Origin of the sequence: Micromonospora sp. NPDC092111, from assembly GCF_044755745.1 — a bacterium.
GTDB lineage: Bacteria > Actinomycetota > Actinomycetes > Mycobacteriales > Micromonosporaceae > Micromonospora.
The window spans coordinates 986,334-1,003,299 of record NZ_JBIVRQ010000001.1; the positions used below are offsets into that span (position 1 = coordinate 986,334).

A 16,966-nucleotide genomic window follows, 5' to 3' on the forward strand; every position below is an offset into this window, starting at 1 on the left:
GCTCGCCCTGCGTCGGCGCTCGCCCTGCGTCGGCGCTCGCCCTGCGTCGGCGCTCGCCCTGCGTCGGCGCTCGCCCTGCGTCGGCGCTCGCCCTGCGTCGGCGCTCGCCCTGCCGGCGCTCGCCCTGCGTCGGCGCTCGCCCTGCCTTCGTCTCTGCCCAGGTGCGGCACATGAACCACCGCCGGCCTGGCTGTCCGTCTGGCTGCTTGATCCACTCCAGATCGGCGATGTGGCGGTCTAGGAGCCGCCTCGATGCCGCCACATCGCCGATGCGGAGTGGATCTCGACCGGCGCTCCCCATGAAGTGGCGATGATCATGGGGTTGATGGCGGGCGGAGAGATCAAGAGCGACACCACATCCACTATTGCCAGTCCGGTCCGTGGTGCCGGGCGGGGCGGTCAGGGCTGGGACCAGCGCCAAGTTCTGACCAGGTGCAGGCTGGTCCATGGCCGGGGTCGAGTCCACGGTCAGGTCTGGGCCCAGGTGGGTCCCGCGCCAGGGGTGGGTCCACGGTCAGGTCCGGGGTCCAGGGTCGGGACCGGGGGCAGGGCCAGTCCCGGGACCGAATCCAGGGTCGGGCTGGGTCCAGCCCCAGGTCCAGGTCGAGTCGGGTCCAGGGCCGGGGTCAGGGTGGGGTTGGGATCAAGGGCAGGAGCGGGGCCGGGGTGGGGAGGGTCAGTGGCCGAGGAGGCGGGCGAAGGCGGCGGCGCGGCGGGACGGGCGGCCGGTGCGGCGTTCGGCCTCGTCGGCGGAGAACATCACCCGCAGGCCGGCGTTGACCGCGAGCCAGCGCAGCGGCTCCGGCTCCCAGCGTGGTGAGCGGTGCTGCACCCAGGGCAGCGCGGTCAGTTCGGTGTCCTCGCCCCGGATCAGGTCGGCGAGGGTACGACCGGCCAGGTTGCTCGTACCCACCCCGTCGCCGACGTAGCCGCCCGCCCAGCCCAGCCCGGACGACCGGTGCAACCCGACCGACGCGGACCAGTCCCGGGCCACCCCCAGCGGGCCGCCCCAGGTGTGGGTGACCGGCACCTCGGGCCCGAGCACCGGGAAGAGTTCGCCGAGCACCCGGCGCAGCGCGGCGAAGACCCGCGGCTCCCGGTCGTACCCGGGGGAGATCCGGGAGCCGAAGTGGTACGGGGCACCCCGCCCGCCGAAGGCCAGCCGCCCGTCGGCGGTGCGCTGGCCGTACACGATGACGTGCCGGTAGTCGGAGAAGGTCTCCCGGTCGGCCAGCCCGATCCGCGCCCAGGTCTGTTCGGACAGCGGCTCGGTGGCGACCATCAGCGAGTAGACCGGGGCGACCGTCCGCCGCTGGCCGGGCAGCGCCGGCGTGTACCCCTCGGTGGCCCGGACCACGACCGGGGCCCGTACGGTGCCGGCCGGGGTCACCGCCGCGCCGGCCCGGATCGCGGTCACCGGGGACCGCTCGTGGATCGTCACCCCGCGTCGCTCCACCACCCGGGCCAGGCCACGGACCAGCTTCGCCGGGTGCACGGCGGCGCAGTGCGGGGTGTACGTCCCGCCGCGTACCCCCTCGGCGGCGCACCGGGCGGCGGCCCCGGCGGCGTCGAGCAGCACCAGGTCCCCCGGGTCCAGGCCGTACTCGTGGGCCTCGGCCACCGCCGCCCGGGCCCGGCCGAGCTGGACCTCCGTGCGGGCCAGCAGCACCGTCCCGCCGTGCTGCCAGTCGCAGTCGATCTCCTCGGCGGAGACCACCCGGCCGACCTCGCGGACCGTGTCGTGCATGGCCCGCTGCATGGCCAGCGCCCGGTGCCGGCCGTACCGGCGGGCCAGCGCCGGCAGCGAGGTGGGGAAGAGCGCCGAGCACCAGCCGCCGTTGCGGCCGGACGCGCCGTACCCGGCGACCTCGGCCTCCAGCACGGTGATCCGTAGCGTCGGGTCGGCCACGGCGAGGTAGTACGCCGTCCAGAGACCGGTGTAGCCGGCACCGACGATCACCACGTCGGCGTCGGTGTCGCCGGGCAACGGCGGGCGCGGCGTCAACGACTCGTCCACGGTGGACAGCCAGTACGACAGCTCCTGGTAACGCATCACCACTCCGGTGGGGGCTGGTCGACGCGCAGCCGCGGATCGGGCTGCGGAATGCCGTACGTCTCGACGACCGGCACCACGCCGGCCCAGACCGGCCGGTCGAGGTCGTCCTCGGGGTCGTCGGGCGGGCCGGCGCTGATCTTCACCGAGCACTCGTCCAGCGGCAGGGCGAGCACCAGCGTGGCGGCCAACTCCTTCGCCGACGGCGGCCGGATCACCGCCCACCGGCCGGGCAACAGGTGCTCGGAGAGGCGGGCCAGGGCCGCCGGCTTCGCGTCGCCCGCCACCTCGGTGAGCCGGCCGAGCACCATCGCGCACCGGTAGTTCATCGAGGACTCGAAGGCGCTGCGGGCCAGTACCAGGCCATCGAGCAGGGTGACGGTCAGGCAGGCCGGGGCGCCGGCGGCCAGGTGCCGGAAGAGTCGACTGCCGGTCGAACCGTGCACCAGCACCCGACCGCCGTCGCGGGCGTACGCCACCGGCAGGGCGTACGGCTGGTCGCCGTCGGCGATGGCCAGGTGTCCGACCCGGCCGGCATCCAGGACGGCGTACAACACGGCCCGGTCGGGCACGGCCAGGTCGGGCAGGCGGCGTACCCGGGTCCGGTCGGTCCCGCCGACGGCGCGGGGCCGGTCCCCGGTGCTCCGGGAGCCGGCCCCGTCCGAGCCTGGTCCGCCGGTCAGAGCCGGGCCCATGCCTCGGTCAGTACGGCGCGCAGGATCTGCTCCATCTCGTCGAACTGCTCCTGCTCGGCGATCAGCGGCGGGGCGAGCTGGATCACCGGGTCGCCCCGGTCGTCGGCCCGGCAGTAGAGCCCGGCGGAGAAGAGCGCCGACGACAGGAAGCCGCGCAGCAGCCGCTCCGACTCGGCCTCGTCGAAGGTCGCCCTGGTCGCCTTGTCCTTGACCAGCTCGATGCCGTAGAAGTAGCCGTCGCCCCGGACGTCGCCGACGATCGGCAGGTCGGTGAGCTTCTCCAGGGTGGACCGGAAGGCGTCCTCGTTGGCCCGGACGTGCCCGACCAGGTCCTCCCGGGCGAACACCTCCAGGTTGGCCAGGGCCACCGCGCAGGAGACCGGGTGACCGCCGAAGGTCACCCCGTGGGCGAACATGCCGGTCTCGGTGAGGAACGGCTCCATCAGCCGGTCGCTGGCGATCATCGCGCCGAGCGGGGCGTACCCGGAGGTGATGCCCTTGGCGGTGGTGATGATGTCGGGCTGGTAGCCGTACCGGACGGCACCGAAGTACTCGCCGAGCCGACCCCAGGAGCAAATCACCTCGTCGGAGACGAGCAGCACGTCGTACGCGTCGCAGATCTCGCGGACCCGCGCGAAGTAGCCGGGCGGCGGCGGGAAGCAGCCGCCGGAGTTCTGCACCGGCTCCAGGAAGACGGCGGCGACGGTGTCCGGCCCCTCCCGCTCGATGGCGCGGCCGATCTCCTCGGCGGCCCAGCGGCCGAACGCCTCCGGGGAGTCGCCGTGCTCGGGGGCGCGGTAGAAGTTGGTGTTGGGCACCTTTATGCCGCCCGGCACCAGCGGCTCGAAGTCACTCTTGATGCCGGGCAGGCCGGTGATCGACAGCGCCCCCATCGACGTGCCGTGGTACGCGATGTACCGGCTGACCACCTTGTGCTTGTTCGGCTTGCCGGTGCGCTTGAAGTAGGCCCGGGCCAGCTTCCACGCCGCCTCGACGGCCTCCGAGCCGCCGGTGGTGAAGAAGACCCGGTTCAGGTCGCCCGGGGTCAGCGAGGCGATCTTCTCGGCCAGCTCGATCGCCTTCGGGTGGGCGTACGACCAGAGCGGGAAGTAGGCCAGCTCGCCGGCCTGCTTGGCGGCGGCCTCGGCCAGCTCGGTGCGCCCGTGACCGGCGTTGACGACGAAGAGCCCGGCGAGCCCGTCCAGGTAGCGGCGGCCCTGCGAGTCCCAGACGTACGTGCCCTCGCCGCGCACGATGGTGGGAACCTCGCCGGCGGAGTAGCTGGCCATCCGGGTGAAGTGCATCCAGAGGTGGTCGGTGGCGTTGGCCATGTCAGCCCCATCGGGTCTCGGGCCGGTCAGGGGTGACACCGGCCGCTCTGCCCACGGTTATCCCACAGCAACGCCGCGAAATGCAAGCGCCATTCGCGCTTTGCGCGACGGATTCAGCGCAGGTGTGAACAGCTCGCAACGGAATCCGCACGCCACGGAAGCTGGGCGTGCGCGGCGTCCGGCGAGGTGCGCGCGGGGCGGTGTGTGGGGCGGTGCGTGGGGCGGTGGGGCGGTGCGTGGGGCGGTGGGGCGGTGCGTGGGGCGGTGGGGCGGTGCGTGGGGCGGTGGGGCGGTGCGTGGGGCGGTGGGTCGTGCGCGGCGGTGTGTGGGGCGGTGGGTCGTCGTGCGCGGGGCGGTGTGGCCGGTGGGGCGGTGTGGCCGTGCGCGAGGCGGTGGGACCGTGCGCGGGCCGGTGTGGCCGTGAGCGGGCCGGTGTGGCCGTGCGCGGGACGGTGTGGCCGTGCGCGGGACGGTGGGGCCGTGCGTGAGGCGGTGGGGCGATGCGCGGGGCAGTGGGGTCGTGGACGGCGCGGTGGGACCGTGCGCGGGGCGGTTGGGCCCTGCGTGGGGCGGCGGGGCCCTGCGTGGGGCGGCGGGGCCCTGCGTGGGGCGGCGGGGCCTGTGCGGTGTGTGTTTCCGTGCGGTGGACCTGCGGGGCGGGCGTCGGGACGTGCGTGGGTCGCTGGAGTGTGCGTGAGGCGCGGCGCCGGGCGGCGCGAGGTGGAGCGTGAAGCGCGGCGCATGCCCTGCCCTGCCGCGCGGCGGGCGGGCGCCGTGCCGCGCGGCGAGCAGGCGGCGCGGGGTCGGACTGCCTGGCGGCGTCGCGAGTCCGCACATGATCGACTCCGTTCCCCCGATATGGCGGGATCCAGGGCAGCGGGACACCGCCAAATCGGGGACCTGGAGTGGATCAACCCAATGCGGACGGAGTCGGGGCGTTCCGGTGCGCCCCGGGGCTTCAGGGGGAGGACTTGCCGTAACACGCCCACCACGGGGGCATCGACACGCCGTCGCTGTCGTGCGCCGGGGCGTGAATGTCGGTACTGACAGCAAGGGCCGGGCCGGTGGCACGGTGAGCTTCACCCCGGAGTCCTGGCGCGCCCTCGTCGCCATCCGCGCCCGTCGACCAGACATCGCCGCCCGCGTCCGTCGACCAGACGTCGCCGTCCGCGCCCGTTGACCAGGCGTCGCCGTCCGCGCCCGTCGACCAGACGTCGCCGTCCGCGCCCTGTTCACCGGACGTCGGCCGACCGTGCCGGTTGATCAGGCCGTGCCCCAGCTGTAGGTCTGCTTGCGCAGCTTGAGGTAGACGAACGCCTCGGTGGCGAGCACCCCCTGCACCGAGCGCAGCCGTTGCAGGATCTCCAGCAGGTGGGCGTCGTTGCGGCAGACCACCTCGGCGAGCAGGTCGAACGAGCCCGCCGTGATCACCACGTAGTCGATCTCCTCGAACTCGGCCAGCCGGTCGGCGACCGTCTCCAGGTCCCCGTCGGTGCGCAGGCCGATCATGGCCTGGCGGGGGAAGCCGAGCTGGAGCGGGTCGGTCACCGCGACGATCTGCATCACCCCGGCGTCGAGCAGCCGCTGCACCCGCTGGCGTACCGCTGCCTCGGAGAGCCCGACCGCCTTGCCGATGGTGGCGTACGGCCGGCGGCCGTCCTCCTGCAACTGCTCGATGATCTGCTTCGCCACGTCGTCCAACAGCGCGTGACTGGCGCCGTCACGCACGGCGACGCGTCGCCCGCCGTTGCCGTTCTCCTGCTGCCGGATCGTCATCGACCGCTCCCCATGTCCGTTCCCCGGGCTGAGCCTAGTGCCACCGGCAGTCTGGCGTAATTCGTCGTCCAGAGCTATTCCTGCAACGGAATCCCTTGTGGGGCTGGTCACCTCATGTCAGGATCAGTCGTCCCAGGCACCTGACCCCTCCCGCCGGCGCCGCACCCCCGTCCCCGCCGCCGACGGACGACCCCCTAGGAGTCGTCACATGCGTACTCCCCTCCGGCCCCTCACCCGGCGTGGACTGCTCACCGGCACGCTCGGATCAGCCGCCCTGCTCGCCGCCGGCGGCACGCTCGCCGGATGCGGCACCAAGGCCGCGACCCAGACCGAGGCGGGCTGCAAGAGCGACGACCTCTCCGGCACCGAGAAGACGCTCGCCTTCTCCAACTGGCCGCAGTACATGGACGTGGACGAGAAGGACGAGTCGAAGCGCCCCAGCCTCGACGCGTTCGTCGCCCGGAGCGGCATCAAGGTCACCTACACCGAGGACATCAACGACAACAACGAGTTCTTCGGCAAGGTGCAGAACCAGCTCGCCGGCTGTCAGAGCACCGGGCGGGACGTCGTGGTCCTCACCGACTGGATGGCCGCCCGGATGATCCGGCTCGGCTGGATCCAGAAGCTCGACCCGGCCAGGATCCCGAACGTGGCGGCCAACCTGCTGCCGTCCCTGCGCAACCGTTCGTTCGACCCGGAGAACCGGATCTCCATCCCGTGGCAGTCCGGCCTCGCCGGCCTGGCCTACAACGGCAGCGTCACCGCCGAGATCCGTACCGTCGACGAACTGCTCACCCGCCCCGACCTCAAGGGCAAGGTCACCGCGCTGTCGGAGATGCGGGACACCATGGGCCTGCTGCTCCAGTCGAACGGCCACGACCCGGCGAACTTCACCGCCGCCCAGTTCGACGACGCGCTCAACAAGCTCCGCAAGGCCGTCGAATCCAAGCAGATCCGCAAGTTCACCGGTAACGACTACGCGCCCGACCTGGCCAAGGGCGACATCGCCGCGTGCGTCGGTTGGTCCGGCGACGTGATCCAGCTCGCCGGCGACAACCCCAAGGTCAAGTTCGTCGCCCCGGACTCGGGCGTGATGCTCTTCAGCGACAACATGTTGGTGCCGAACAAGGCCACCCACAGGGGCAACGCCGAAGAGCTGATCAACTACTACTACGAGCCGGCGGTGGCCGCGAAGCTCGCCGCGTACGTCAACTACATCTGCCCGGTCACCGGTGCCCAAGCCGAGATGGAGAAGATCGACCCGGAACTGGCGGCCAACCCGCTGATCTTCCCGGACGACGCCCTGCTGGCGAAGTCCAAGGTCTTCATGGCCCTGGACGAGAAGCAGGAGAAGGAGTACGAGTCCAAGTTCCAGCAGGTTATCGGGGCGTGATCGGGATGGCGAACGAGTCACCGGCCGGCGACCTGAGGCTGGCCAACCTGACCAAGCGGTTCGGTGTCTTCACCGCCGTCGACGACCTCAGCCTGACCGTTCCGCAGGGCTCCTTCTTCGCCCTGCTCGGAGCGTCCGGCTGCGGCAAGACGACCACGCTCCGGATGATCGCCGGCCTGGAGGAGCCCAGCGGCGGGCAGGTGCTGCTCGGCGACCGGGACATCGCCCGGCTGCGGCCGTACAAGCGGCCGGTCAACACGGTGTTCCAGAGCTACGCGCTCTTCCCGCACCTGGACATCGCGGAGAACGTGGCCTTCGGGCTGCGCCGGCGGGGCATCCGCAAGGTCGACGACCAGGTCCAGCGGATGCTGTCGCTGGTGCAGCTCGACGGCTACGGCGGCCGCCGCCCGGCCCAGCTCTCCGGCGGGCAGCAGCAGCGGGTCGCGCTGGCCCGCGCGCTGATCAACCACCCGCAGGTGCTGCTGCTCGACGAGCCGCTCGGCGCGCTCGACCTGAAGCTGCGCCGGCAGATGCAGATCGAGCTGAAGCGGATCCAGACCGAGGTCGGGATCACCTTCGTGCACGTCACCCACGACCAGGAGGAGGCCATGACGATGGCCGACACGGTCGCGGTGATGAACGCCGGGAAGATCGAGCAGCTCGGCGCTCCGGCCGAGCTCTACGAGTACCCGGCCACCGCGTTCGTGGCGAACTTCCTCGGCCAGTCCAACCTGCTCGCCGCGGAGGCCGCCGGCCCGGCCGGGTCCGAGGTCCCGGTCACCGCGCACGGCGCCCGCTTCTCGGTCCCCACCGACCGCGCCCGGTCCGACCGGGGCGCCGTCTACCTGGGGGTACGTCCGGAGAAGCTGCACCTGGTCGGCGGAGCCGACCAGGTGCCCAGCGGTCACCAGCACGTCGAGGGGCTGGTCACCGACGCGTCGTACGTGGGGGTGAGCACCCAGTACCTGGTCCGCACCGGCTGGGGCAGCGAACTCTCCGCGTTCGCGGCGAACAGCGGGCTCGGCGGGCAGCTCCCGGTCGGCGCGTCCGTGGTGGCCCACTGGGATCCCCGGCACGCCTTCCTGCTGCCCCGTGAGCCGGGCCAGGACGACCGCACCAGCCCGCTGCTCGACGAGCCGGTGGGGGCGTCGTCGTGACCGGGTGGAGCGGGGCGGCGTCGTGACGGCGCTGGCACCCGTACCCACCCCGGCGGGGCCGGCGGCGGCACCGCCGGCACCCCGGCGGGGGCGGCACCGGCTGCTGCCGTACCTGCTGCTCCTGCCCGGCGCGGCGTGGCTGTTCGTCTTCTTCGCCCTGCCGCTGCTCCAGCTCGCCGCCGCCAGCCTCTACGACCCGACCGGCTCGCTCTCCACCGGGTACGCGCTGACCTGGGCGTTCGGCAACTACCCGACGGCGTTGCAGGCGTACTGGCCGCAGTTCGCCCGATCCTTCGGCTACGCCGGGATCGCCCTGGTGCTGGGCCTGCTGATGGGTTACCCGCTGGCGTACGCGATCGCGCAGAAGGCCGGCCGGTGGAAGAACCTGCTGCTGGTCTGCGTGGTCGCGCCGATGTTCACCAGCTTCCTGGTGCGCACCCTGGCCTGGAAGACCATCCTGTCGGACAACGGCTGGCTCGTCGGGCTGCTGCGCGACGTGCACCTGCTCGGCCCGGACGGCCGGCTGCTGGCCACCCCGGTCGCGGTGATCCTCGGGCTGACGTACAACTTCCTGCCCTTCCTGGTGCTGCCGCTGTACGCGAGCCTGGAGCGGCTGGACTACCGCCTGCTGGAGGCGGCCAGCGACCTGTACGCCAGCCCGCTGCGCGCCTTCCGGAAGGTCACCCTGCCGCTGTCGATGCCCGGCCTGATCGCCGGCACGCTGCTGTTCTTCATCCCGGCGACCGGTGACTACATCAACGCGGAGCTGCTCGGCACCCCCAACGAGTACATGATCGGCAACGTCATCGACTCGGCCTTCCTGGTCCGGCTGGACTACCCGCAGGGCGCCGCCCTGTCGTTCCTGCTGATGGCGGCGATCCTCGCGGTGGTCTTCGTCTACCTGCGCCGGGCCGGTACGGAGGAGGTGCTGTGAGGCTTTCCCGTTGGCTGGCCGACCGGTGGGTGATGATCGTCGCCCTGCTGGTGCTCGGCTACCTCTCGCTACCGATCGTCGTCGTCGCCGGCCTGTCCTTCAACCGCCCGTCCAGCCGGCTGTCGTACGACTTCAACGAGTTCACCCTGGACAACTGGCGGCAGCCCTGCGCCACCTCGGACATGTGCGACGCGGTGGTGCACAGCGTGCAGATCGGTTTCATCGCCACCGTCGTCGCCACGGTGATCGGCACCCTGATGGCGTTCGCCCTGGTCCGCCACCGGTTCCGGGGCCGGGCCGGGATCAACGTGCTGATCTTCCTGCCGATGGCCACGCCGGAGCTGGTGATGGGCACCTCGCTGCTCGCCCTCTTCGTCTCCGCAGGGGTGCCGCAGGGCTTCTGGACCATCGTCATCGCGCACGTCATGTTCTGCGTGTCGTTCGTGGTGGTGACGGTCAAGGCCCGGCTCGCCGGGATGGACCGGCGGCTGGAGGAGGCCGCGATGGACCTCTACGCCAGCGAGTGGCAGACCTTCCGGCGGATCACCCTGCCGCTGGTGCTCCCCGGCATCGTCGCCGCCGCGCTGCTGGCCTTCTCGCTCAGCTTCGACGACTTCATCATCACGAACTTCAACGCCGGCACCACCGTCACCTTCCCGATGTACGTCTGGGGTGCCGCCCAGCGGGGCATCCCGCCGCAGGTCAACGTGATCGGCACGGCGATGTTCGGGATCGCGGTGCTGCTGGTCGGGCTCAGCTCGCTGCGCGGCCGGCGGTCCCGACGGGCCGGACTCCCGGCCGCCGGCGCGGCCGGCCGACGGGCGAAGAGCCCGTCATGATCCTCCCGCATACCGGCCGGGCGCTCGCCGACGCGGCGCCCGTCCCCTACTGGCTGGACCGCCCGGAACGCCCCGACCCGCTGCCGCCGCTGCACGGTACGCACACCGCCGACCTGCTGGTCGTCGGCGGCGGGTACAGCGGGCTGTGGGCCGCCTTGCTCGCCAAGCGGGCCGCCCCGCAGCGGGACGTGCTGCTGGTCGAGGCGGGCACCTGCGGCTGGGCGGCGTCCGGGCGCAACGGCGGTTTCTGCGCCGCCTCGCTGACCCACGGCCTGGCCAACGGCGTGGACCGGTTCCCCGAGGAGATCGCCGACCTGGAACGTCTCGGCCGGGAGAACCTGGACGCGATCGCCGCCACGGTCGCCGAGTACGACATCGACTGCGACTTCGCCCGTACCGGCGAGCTGGCGGTGGCGGTCGCGCCGTACCAGCTCGCCGGGCTCGCCGAGGACGCGGAACTGGGCCGCCGGTACGGCCACGACGTGCGGCTGCTCGACGCCGACGAGGTGCGCGCCGAGGTGGACTCGCCGACGTACCTCGGTGGGCTGTGGGACCGGGACCGGGTCGCCCTGCTCGACCCGGCGCGGCTGGCCTGGGGCCTGCGCCGCGCCTGCCTGGCCGAGGGGGTGCGGATCCACGAGCACACCCGGGTCACCGGCCTCCGGCGCGACGGGGCCGCCCTACGCGCCGACACCCTCGGGCACGCGGCGTCGCGCCCGGCCGGCAGCGGCCCCGGCGCCGGGCCGACGGATGGCGGCGCGGTGCGGGGCGACGGTCGCCAACCGGGCGGGCCGACGGGGGGCGGTGCGGTGCGGGGCGACGGTCGCCGGCCGGGCGGGACGCCCGGGGTGGTGCGGGCCCGGCAGGTCGTGCTCGCCACCAACGCGTTCCCGCCGCTGCTGCGCCGGCTGCGCGCCTGGACCGTGCCGGTCTACGACTACGCGCTGATGACCGAGCCGCTGACGGCGGCGCAGCGGGACGCGGTCGGCTGGCGCAACCGGCAGGGGCTGGCGGACACCGGCAACCAGTTCCACTACTACCGGATCACCGACGACGGCCGGATCCTCTTCGGCGGCTACGACGCGGTCTACCACTACGGCAACCGGGTCGCCCCGGAGCTGGCCCAGCGGCAGGCCACCTTCGCCGCCCTCGCCGACCACTTCTTCACCACGTTCCCCCAGTTGGAGGGCCTGCGGTTCAGCCACCGCTGGGGCGGGGTGATCGACACCTGCACCCGGTTCTGCCCGTTCTTCGGCACCGCCTACGACGGGCGGCTGGCGTACGCGGCCGGCTACACCGGTCTCGGCGTCGGGGCCACCCGGTTCGGCGCCCGGGTGATGCTCGACCTGCTAAGCGGGGAGCAGACCCCGCTGACCCGGCTCGACCTGGTCCGCCGTACCCCGCTGCCGTTCCCGCCGGAGCCCGTCCGGGCCGCCGGCATCCACCTCACCCGCTGGTCGCTGGCCCGCGCCGACGCGCGCGACGGCCGGCGCAACCTCTGGCTCCGTACGCTCGATCGTCTTGGTTTGGGGTTTGATTCCTGATGCGCATCCTGCTTGTCGGCGCCGGCGGGGTCGGCTCCGCCGCTGTCGCCATCGCCGCCCGTCGTTCCTTCTTCGAGACCGTCGTCGTCGCCGACTACGAGCTCACCCGCGCCGAGCGGGCCGTGGCCGGGCACGGTGCCCGGTTCGTCGCCGCGCGGGTCGACGCCTCCTCGGCGGACGCGGTCGCCGCGCTGTGCCGGGAACACCGGATCACCCACGTGCTCAACGCGGTCGACCCCCGATTCGTCATGCCGATCTTCGACGGCGCGTTCGCCGCCGGGGCCGACTACCTGGACATGGCGATGTCGCTGTCCCACCCGCACCCGTCGCGCGCCCACACGGAGACCGGGGTGAAGCTCGGCGACGAGCAGTTCGCCCTCGCCGACCGCTGGTCCGGTGCCGGCCGGTTGGCGCTGTGCGGCATCGGCATCGAGCCCGGCCTGTCCGACGTGTTCGCCCGGTACGCCGCCGACGAGCTCTTCGCCGACATCGACGAGATCGGGATCCGGGACGGCGCGAACCTGACCGTCGACGGGTATGACTTCGCCCCGTCGTTCTCCATCTGGACCACCATCGAGGAGTGCCTCAACCCGCCGGTGATCTGGGAGGAGGGCCGGGGCTGGTACACCACCGAGCCGTTCAGCGAGCCGGAGGTCTTCGACTTCCCAGCGGGCATCGGCCCGGTCGAGTGCGTCAACGTGGAGCACGAGGAGGTGCTGCTGATCCCGCGCTGGGTGAAGGCCAGGCGGGTCACCTTCAAGTACGGCCTCGGCAACGAGTTCATCGAGGTGCTGAAGTCGCTGCACAAGGTCGGCCTGGACTCCACCACGCCGGTGTCGGTGCGGGGCGTGCGGGTGTCGCCCCGCGACGTCGTCGCCGCGAGCCTGCCCGACCCGGCCACCCTCGGCGACCGGATGCGCGGCAAGACCTGCGCCGGCACGTACGTCACCGGCACCGGCGTCGACGGCCGGCCCCGCCGGGTCTACCTCTACCACGTGGTCGACAACGAGTGGTCCATGCGGGAGTACGGCCACCAGGCGGTGGTCTGGCAGACCGCCGTCAACCCGGTGGTGGCGCTGGAGCTGCTCGCCACCGGCGAGTGGTCCGGCACCGGCGTGCTCGGCCCGGAGGCGCTGCCCCCTCGGCCGTTCCTGGACCTGCTCACCGGCTACGGATCGCCCTGGGGGATGGAGGAGCGGTGACCCGCTACGGCCCGATGTACGGCCCCGACGTCACCTTCCTCGGCGTACCGCCCCGCACGCTCACCGAGCCGGCGACGTATGCGGACGCCGACGTGGTGATCGTCGGGGCGCCGTTCGACGGGGGCACCTCGCACCGGCCGGGCACCCGGTTCGGCCCGTCCGCCATCCGGCAGGCCTGCTACCTGCCGCACGACGGCTCCCGGCCTTCCCTGGCGCTGCGCGTCGACGCGCTGCGCGACCTGCGCGTCTACGACGCCGGCGACGTGGAGATGTTCGCCGGCGACATCGAACGCTCGCTGGCGTCGCTGGAATCCGCGGTGCACGCCGTGGCGCGGGCCGGGGCGATCCCGGTCGTCCTCGGCGGCGACCACTCCATCGCCCTGCCCGACGCCACCGGAGTGGCCCGCCAGCACGGCTTCGGCCGGGTGTCGCTGGTGCACTTCGACGCGCACGCCGACACCGGGGACGTCGAGTTCGGCTCCCTGCACGGGCACGGCCAGCCGATGCGCCGGCTCATCGAATCCGGCGCGGTACGCGGTGACCGGTTCCTCCAGATCGGCCTGCGCGGCTACTGGCCCGGCCCGGAGACCCTGGCGTGGATGGCCGACCAGCGGATGCGCTCGTACGAGATGACCGAGCTGGTCGCCCGGGGGCTGGACCCGTGCCTGTCGGAGGCGTTCGAGATCGCGGTCGACGAGTGCGCGGGCGTCTTCCTCTCCGTCGACGTGGACGTGGTCGACCCCGGCACCGGCACCCCCGAACCGGGTGGGCTCACCTCCCGCCAACTCCTCGACGCCGTCCGTCGGGTCTGCTACGAACTGCCCGTGGTCGGCGTCGACGTGGTCGAGGTGGCCCCGCCGTACGACCACGCCGACATCACCGCGTACCTGGGTAACCGCGTGGTGTTGGAGGCCCTGTCGGCGATCGCCCGCCGCCGCCGGGACGCCCAGGGCGGCCCGCCGTGGGACCCGAGGCAGCCCCTCCTGGACGCCCGCTGACGCCTCCCGGTGCGGTGCGAGGATCCGGGGAGCGGTAGCCCGGACGGCTCGACCAGTCCGGCGCACTGACGTTCCGGTACCACGGGATGCGCCACCGCCCCGGAACTTTCCTGCCCGTCCTGGGGGATGCGGTGCCCGTGGTGTGCCACGACCGGTGGGGCCGTCGGCGGTCAGCCGAAGGCCACGTCCAGGATGTCCATGCCCCGGGCCAGCTCGTCGTCGGAGATCACCAGCGGCGGCAGGAACCGCAGCACGTTGCCGTAGGTGCCACAGGTGAGGGTGAGCAGGCCGGCCGCGTGGCAGGCCGCCGAGACCGCCCCGGCGGCGGCCGGGTCGGGGGTCAGGGTGCCGGGCTGGACCAGTTCCACGGCGAGCATCGCGCCCCGGCCGCGTACCTCGGCGATCCGGGGGTCGCGGGCGGCGATGGCGCGGAGCCGGTCGCCCAGCGCCGACCCGATCCGGCGGGCGGCGGCGGCCAGCTCCAGCTCGTGCATGGTCTCGATGCTCGCCAGGGCCGCCGCGCAGGCGACCGGATTGCCGCCGTACGTGCCGCCGAGGCCGCCGACGTGCACCGCGTCCATCAGCTCCGCCCGGCCGGTCACCGCCGCCAGCGGCAGCCCGCCCGCGATGCCCTTGGCCAGGGTGACCAGGTCCGGCTCGACCCCCTCGTGCTGGCAGGCGAACCAGTCGCCGGTCCGGCAGAAGCCGGTCTGGATCTCGTCGGCGACGAAGACCACCCCGGCCGCCGTCGCCCACTCCCGCAGCGCCGGCAGGAAACCCGGAGCCGGTACGACGAAACCGCCCTCGCCCTGGATCGGCTCGATCAGCAGCGCGGCCACGTTCTCCGCGCCGACCTGCTTCTCCACCAGCTCGACCGCCCGCGCCGCCGCCTCCGCCCCGGACAGCCCGCCGTCCCGCAACGGGTACGACATCGGCACCCGGTAGACCTCCCCGGCGAACGGCCCGAACCGGTGCTTGTACGGCATGTTCTTCGCGGTCAGCGCCATGGTCAGGTTGGTCCGGCCGTGGTAGGCGTGGTCGAAGACCACCACCGCCGGCCGACCGGTGGCGTGCCGGGCGATCTTGACGGCGTTCTCCACCGCCTCGGCGCCCGAGTTGAACAGCGCCGAACGCTTCTCGAACGTGCCCGGGGTCAGCGCGTTGAGCTGCTCGCAGACCGCCACGTACGACTCGTACGGCGCGACCATGAAGCAGGTGTGGGTGAACCGTTCGACCTGCGCCCGGACCGCCTCGACCACCTTCGGCGCGGAGTTGCCGACGTTGGCCACCGCGATGCCGGCGGCGAAGTCGATCCACTGCCGGCCCTCGACGTCGGTGATGGTGCCGCCGCCGGCGTGGTCGACGTATGACGTGATCGTGCTGCCGACGCCCCGGGCCACGGCCGCGCCGCGCCGCTTGTGCAGTTCCTCGCTCGACGCCAAGGCTCAGCCCTCCCTCACCCGCGACCGCGGGCCTCGCCGGACGGGCACACTCCTGGTGCTCACCGCTCGGCTCCCTACCGTTCGTGACCGTGGGGCTCGCCGGGTCGGCGCACTCCTCGTACCCACCGCTCAGCCCTCGATGTGGTGCATGACGTGCTTGATCCGGGTGTAGTCCTCCAGGCTGTAGACCGAGAGGTCCTTGCCGTGCCCGGAGTGCTTGAAGCCGCCGTGCGGCATCTCCGAGACGAACGGGATGTGGGTGTTCACCCAGACGCAGCCGAAGTCGAGCCGGCGGGTCATCCGCATCGCCCGGCCGTGGTCGCGGGTCCAGACCGAGGCGGACAGCCCGTAGTCGACGCCGTTGGCCCAGCGCACCGCCTCGTCCTCGTCGGAGAAGCGCTGCACGGTGATGACCGGACCGAACACCTCCTGCTGGATGATCTCGTCGGCCTGACGGACGCCGGAGACCACGGTGGGGGAGTAGAAGTAGCCGCGCTCGCCGACCCGGGCACCGCCGCAGTGCAGGGCGGCGTGGTCGGGCAGCCGGTCGACGAAGCCGCTGACCCGGGCGAGCTGATTGGCGTTGTTCAGCGGGCCGTAGAGGATGTCCTCGTCGTCGGGGGCGCCGGTCCTGGTGTTGCGGGCCTGCTCGGCGAGGGCGGCCACGAAGTCGTCGTGGATGCCGGGGCCGGCGAGCACCCGGGTCGCGGCGGTGCAGTCCTGGCCGGCGTTGAAGTAGCCGCCCACCGCGATCGCCTCGGCCGCCGCCGCCACGTCGGCGTCGTCGAAGACCACCACCGGGGCCTTGCCACCCAGCTCCAGGTGGGTGCGCTTGAGGTCCGGCGCGGCGGCGGAGGCGACCTCCATGCCGGCCCGGGTCGAGCCGGTGATCGACACGAGCTGCGGGGTCGGGTGCGACACCAGCGCCCGGCCGGTGTCCCGGTCGCCGCAGACCACGTTGAACACGCCCGGCGGGAAGAACTCGGCGGCGATCTCGGCCAGCAGCAGCGTCGACACCGGCGTGGTGTCCGACGGCTTGAGCACCACCGTGTTGCCGGCCGCGAGGGCCGGGGCGATCTTCCAGACCGCCATCATCAGCGGGTAGTTCCACGGGGTGACCTGCGCACAGACGCCGATCGGCTCGCGCCGCACGTACGAGGTGTGCCCGGCCAGGTACTCGCCGGCCGAACGGCCCTCCAGGAGGCGGGCGGCACCGGCGAAGAAGCGGAACTGGTCCACCGCCGGCGGCAGTTCCTCCTCGGCGGTGAGCTGGCGCGGCTTGCCCGTGTTGCGGACCTCGGCGTCGACCAGTTCGGCCGCCCGGGCCTCCACCGCGTCGGCGAGCTTGAGCAGCGCCTTCTGCCGCTCGGCGGGCGTGGTGTCCCGCCAGGTCTCGAAGGCGGTGGCGGCGGCCCTCATCGCCGCGTCCACGTCCGCCGCCCCGGAGACGGGCGCCTGGGCGAAGACCTCACCGGTGCAGGGGTCGATCAGGTCGGCGTAGCCGCCGTCCACCGGGTCGACGTACGCGCCGTCGACGAAGTTGCGGAGCTGCTGGTCGCTCATGGGGATGTCTCCGAGGATGGCCGGGAGTCGGGTTAGCGG

General features: G+C 72.8%; 14 protein-coding genes. 8 read left to right on the plus strand and 6 right to left on the minus strand.

The features are described from left to right. Positions 1-676: 676 nt before the first annotated feature. The 3 genes from ACIQG9_RS04120 to ACIQG9_RS04130 are packed head-to-tail and all read right to left on the minus strand — an operon-like array spanning position 677 to position 4,079. Positions 677-2,053 carry an NAD(P)/FAD-dependent oxidoreductase gene (locus ACIQG9_RS04120; protein ID WP_400398225.1) on the minus strand — a complete coding sequence of 459 codons (1,377 nt, stop codon included), beginning with the start codon at positions 2,051-2,053 and terminating at the stop codon, positions 677-679. Then, complete coding sequence (locus ACIQG9_RS04125) at positions 2,053-2,748, minus strand: pyridoxamine 5'-phosphate oxidase family protein (protein ID WP_400398227.1); 696 nt, start codon at positions 2,746-2,748, stop codon at positions 2,053-2,055. Before ACIQG9_RS04125 ends, ACIQG9_RS04120 begins: the two co-directional genes overlap by 1 nt. Next, a complete protein-coding gene (locus ACIQG9_RS04130) occupies positions 2,733-4,079 on the minus strand; it encodes an aspartate aminotransferase family protein (protein WP_400398229.1) in 1,347 nt (448 codons plus the stop codon). Before ACIQG9_RS04130 ends, ACIQG9_RS04125 begins: the two co-directional genes overlap by 16 nt. A gap of 1,030 nt (positions 4,080-5,109) precedes the next feature. Between ACIQG9_RS04130 and ACIQG9_RS04135 the strand changes: the two genes are divergently transcribed. Next, a complete protein-coding gene (locus ACIQG9_RS04135) occupies positions 5,110-5,259 on the plus strand; it encodes a hypothetical protein (RefSeq protein ID WP_400398231.1) in 150 nt (49 codons plus the stop codon). Positions 5,260-5,342: 83 nt separating this feature from the next. Here the strand turns inward: ACIQG9_RS04135 and ACIQG9_RS04140 are convergent, their stop codons facing one another. Then, positions 5,343-5,855: an Lrp/AsnC family transcriptional regulator gene (locus ACIQG9_RS04140; protein WP_400398233.1), complete on the minus strand. Its 513-nt coding sequence runs from the start codon at positions 5,853-5,855 to the stop codon at positions 5,343-5,345. Between the two features lie 208 nt (positions 5,856-6,063). On the opposite strand from ACIQG9_RS04140, the gene ACIQG9_RS04145 reads away from it, so the two are divergent. The 7 genes from ACIQG9_RS04145 to speB are packed head-to-tail and all read left to right on the plus strand — an operon-like array spanning position 6,064 to position 13,922. Beyond that, positions 6,064-7,248: an extracellular solute-binding protein gene (locus ACIQG9_RS04145; protein ID WP_400398235.1), complete on the plus strand. Its 1,185-nt coding sequence runs from the start codon at positions 6,064-6,066 to the stop codon at positions 7,246-7,248. A 5-nt stretch (positions 7,249-7,253) separates the two neighbouring features. After that, a complete protein-coding gene (locus ACIQG9_RS04150; RefSeq protein WP_400398237.1) occupies positions 7,254-8,405 on the plus strand; it encodes an ABC transporter ATP-binding protein in 1,152 nt (383 codons plus the stop codon). A gap of 22 nt (positions 8,406-8,427) precedes the next feature. Beyond that, a complete protein-coding gene (locus tag ACIQG9_RS04155; protein ID WP_400398239.1) occupies positions 8,428-9,339 on the plus strand; it encodes an ABC transporter permease in 912 nt (303 codons plus the stop codon). After that, entirely contained in the window at positions 9,336-10,178 is an 843-nt protein-coding gene (locus ACIQG9_RS04160; protein WP_400398241.1) for an ABC transporter permease, read from the plus strand. Before ACIQG9_RS04155 ends, ACIQG9_RS04160 begins: the two co-directional genes overlap by 4 nt. Then, the gene (locus ACIQG9_RS04165) at positions 10,175-11,722 is read left to right on the plus strand and encodes an NAD(P)/FAD-dependent oxidoreductase (protein WP_400398243.1); all 1,548 of its coding nucleotides are present in this window, start codon (positions 10,175-10,177) and stop codon (positions 11,720-11,722) included. Before ACIQG9_RS04160 ends, ACIQG9_RS04165 begins: the two co-directional genes overlap by 4 nt. Beyond that, the gene (locus ACIQG9_RS04170; protein WP_400398245.1) at positions 11,722-12,924 is read left to right on the plus strand and encodes a saccharopine dehydrogenase family protein; all 1,203 of its coding nucleotides are present in this window, start codon (positions 11,722-11,724) and stop codon (positions 12,922-12,924) included. The genes ACIQG9_RS04165 and ACIQG9_RS04170 overlap by 1 nt, the downstream gene beginning before the upstream one ends. After that, positions 12,921-13,922, plus strand: coding sequence for an agmatinase (gene speB, locus ACIQG9_RS04175; RefSeq protein ID WP_400398247.1), 1,002 nt, complete (start codon positions 12,921-12,923; stop codon positions 13,920-13,922). The genes ACIQG9_RS04170 and speB overlap by 4 nt, the downstream gene beginning before the upstream one ends. A 170-nt stretch (positions 13,923-14,092) precedes the next feature. On the opposite strand, the gene gabT is transcribed toward speB, so the two are convergent. Together gabT and ACIQG9_RS04185 are read right to left on the minus strand one after the other, a co-directional pair. Then, positions 14,093-15,364 (minus strand): 4-aminobutyrate--2-oxoglutarate transaminase, encoded by a 1,272-nt coding sequence (gabT, locus tag ACIQG9_RS04180; RefSeq protein ID WP_400398249.1) that lies wholly within the window; start codon positions 15,362-15,364, stop codon positions 14,093-14,095. A 129-nt stretch (positions 15,365-15,493) separates the two neighbouring features. Next, entirely contained in the window at positions 15,494-16,927 is a 1,434-nt protein-coding gene (locus ACIQG9_RS04185; RefSeq protein WP_400398251.1) for a gamma-aminobutyraldehyde dehydrogenase, read from the minus strand. Positions 16,928-16,966 lie beyond the last annotated feature (39 nt).

What these genes read in the sequence shown, in the direction of transcription:
- ACIQG9_RS04120 (WP_400398225.1), bottom strand. Translation starts at nt 2,053, where the DNA reads ATGCGTTACCAGGAGCTGTCGTACTGGCTGTCCACCGTGGACGAGTCG.
- ACIQG9_RS04125 (WP_400398227.1), bottom strand. Translation starts at nt 2,748, where the DNA reads ATGGGCCCGGCTCTGACCGGCGGACCAGGCTCGGACGGGGCCGGCTCC.
- ACIQG9_RS04130 (WP_400398229.1), bottom strand. Translation starts at nt 4,079, where the DNA reads ATGGCCAACGCCACCGACCACCTCTGGATGCACTTCACCCGGATGGCC.
- ACIQG9_RS04140 (WP_400398233.1), bottom strand. Translation starts at nt 5,855, where the DNA reads ATGACGATCCGGCAGCAGGAGAACGGCAACGGCGGGCGACGCGTCGCC.
- ACIQG9_RS04145 (WP_400398235.1), top strand. Translation starts at nt 6,064, where the DNA reads ATGCGTACTCCCCTCCGGCCCCTCACCCGGCGTGGACTGCTCACCGGC.
- ACIQG9_RS04150 (WP_400398237.1), top strand. Translation starts at nt 7,254, where the DNA reads ATGGCGAACGAGTCACCGGCCGGCGACCTGAGGCTGGCCAACCTGACC.
- ACIQG9_RS04165 (WP_400398243.1), top strand. Translation starts at nt 10,175, where the DNA reads ATGATCCTCCCGCATACCGGCCGGGCGCTCGCCGACGCGGCGCCCGTC.
- ACIQG9_RS04170 (WP_400398245.1), top strand. Translation starts at nt 11,722, where the DNA reads ATGCGCATCCTGCTTGTCGGCGCCGGCGGGGTCGGCTCCGCCGCTGTC.
- ACIQG9_RS04185 (WP_400398251.1), bottom strand. Translation starts at nt 16,927, where the DNA reads ATGAGCGACCAGCAGCTCCGCAACTTCGTCGACGGCGCGTACGTCGAC.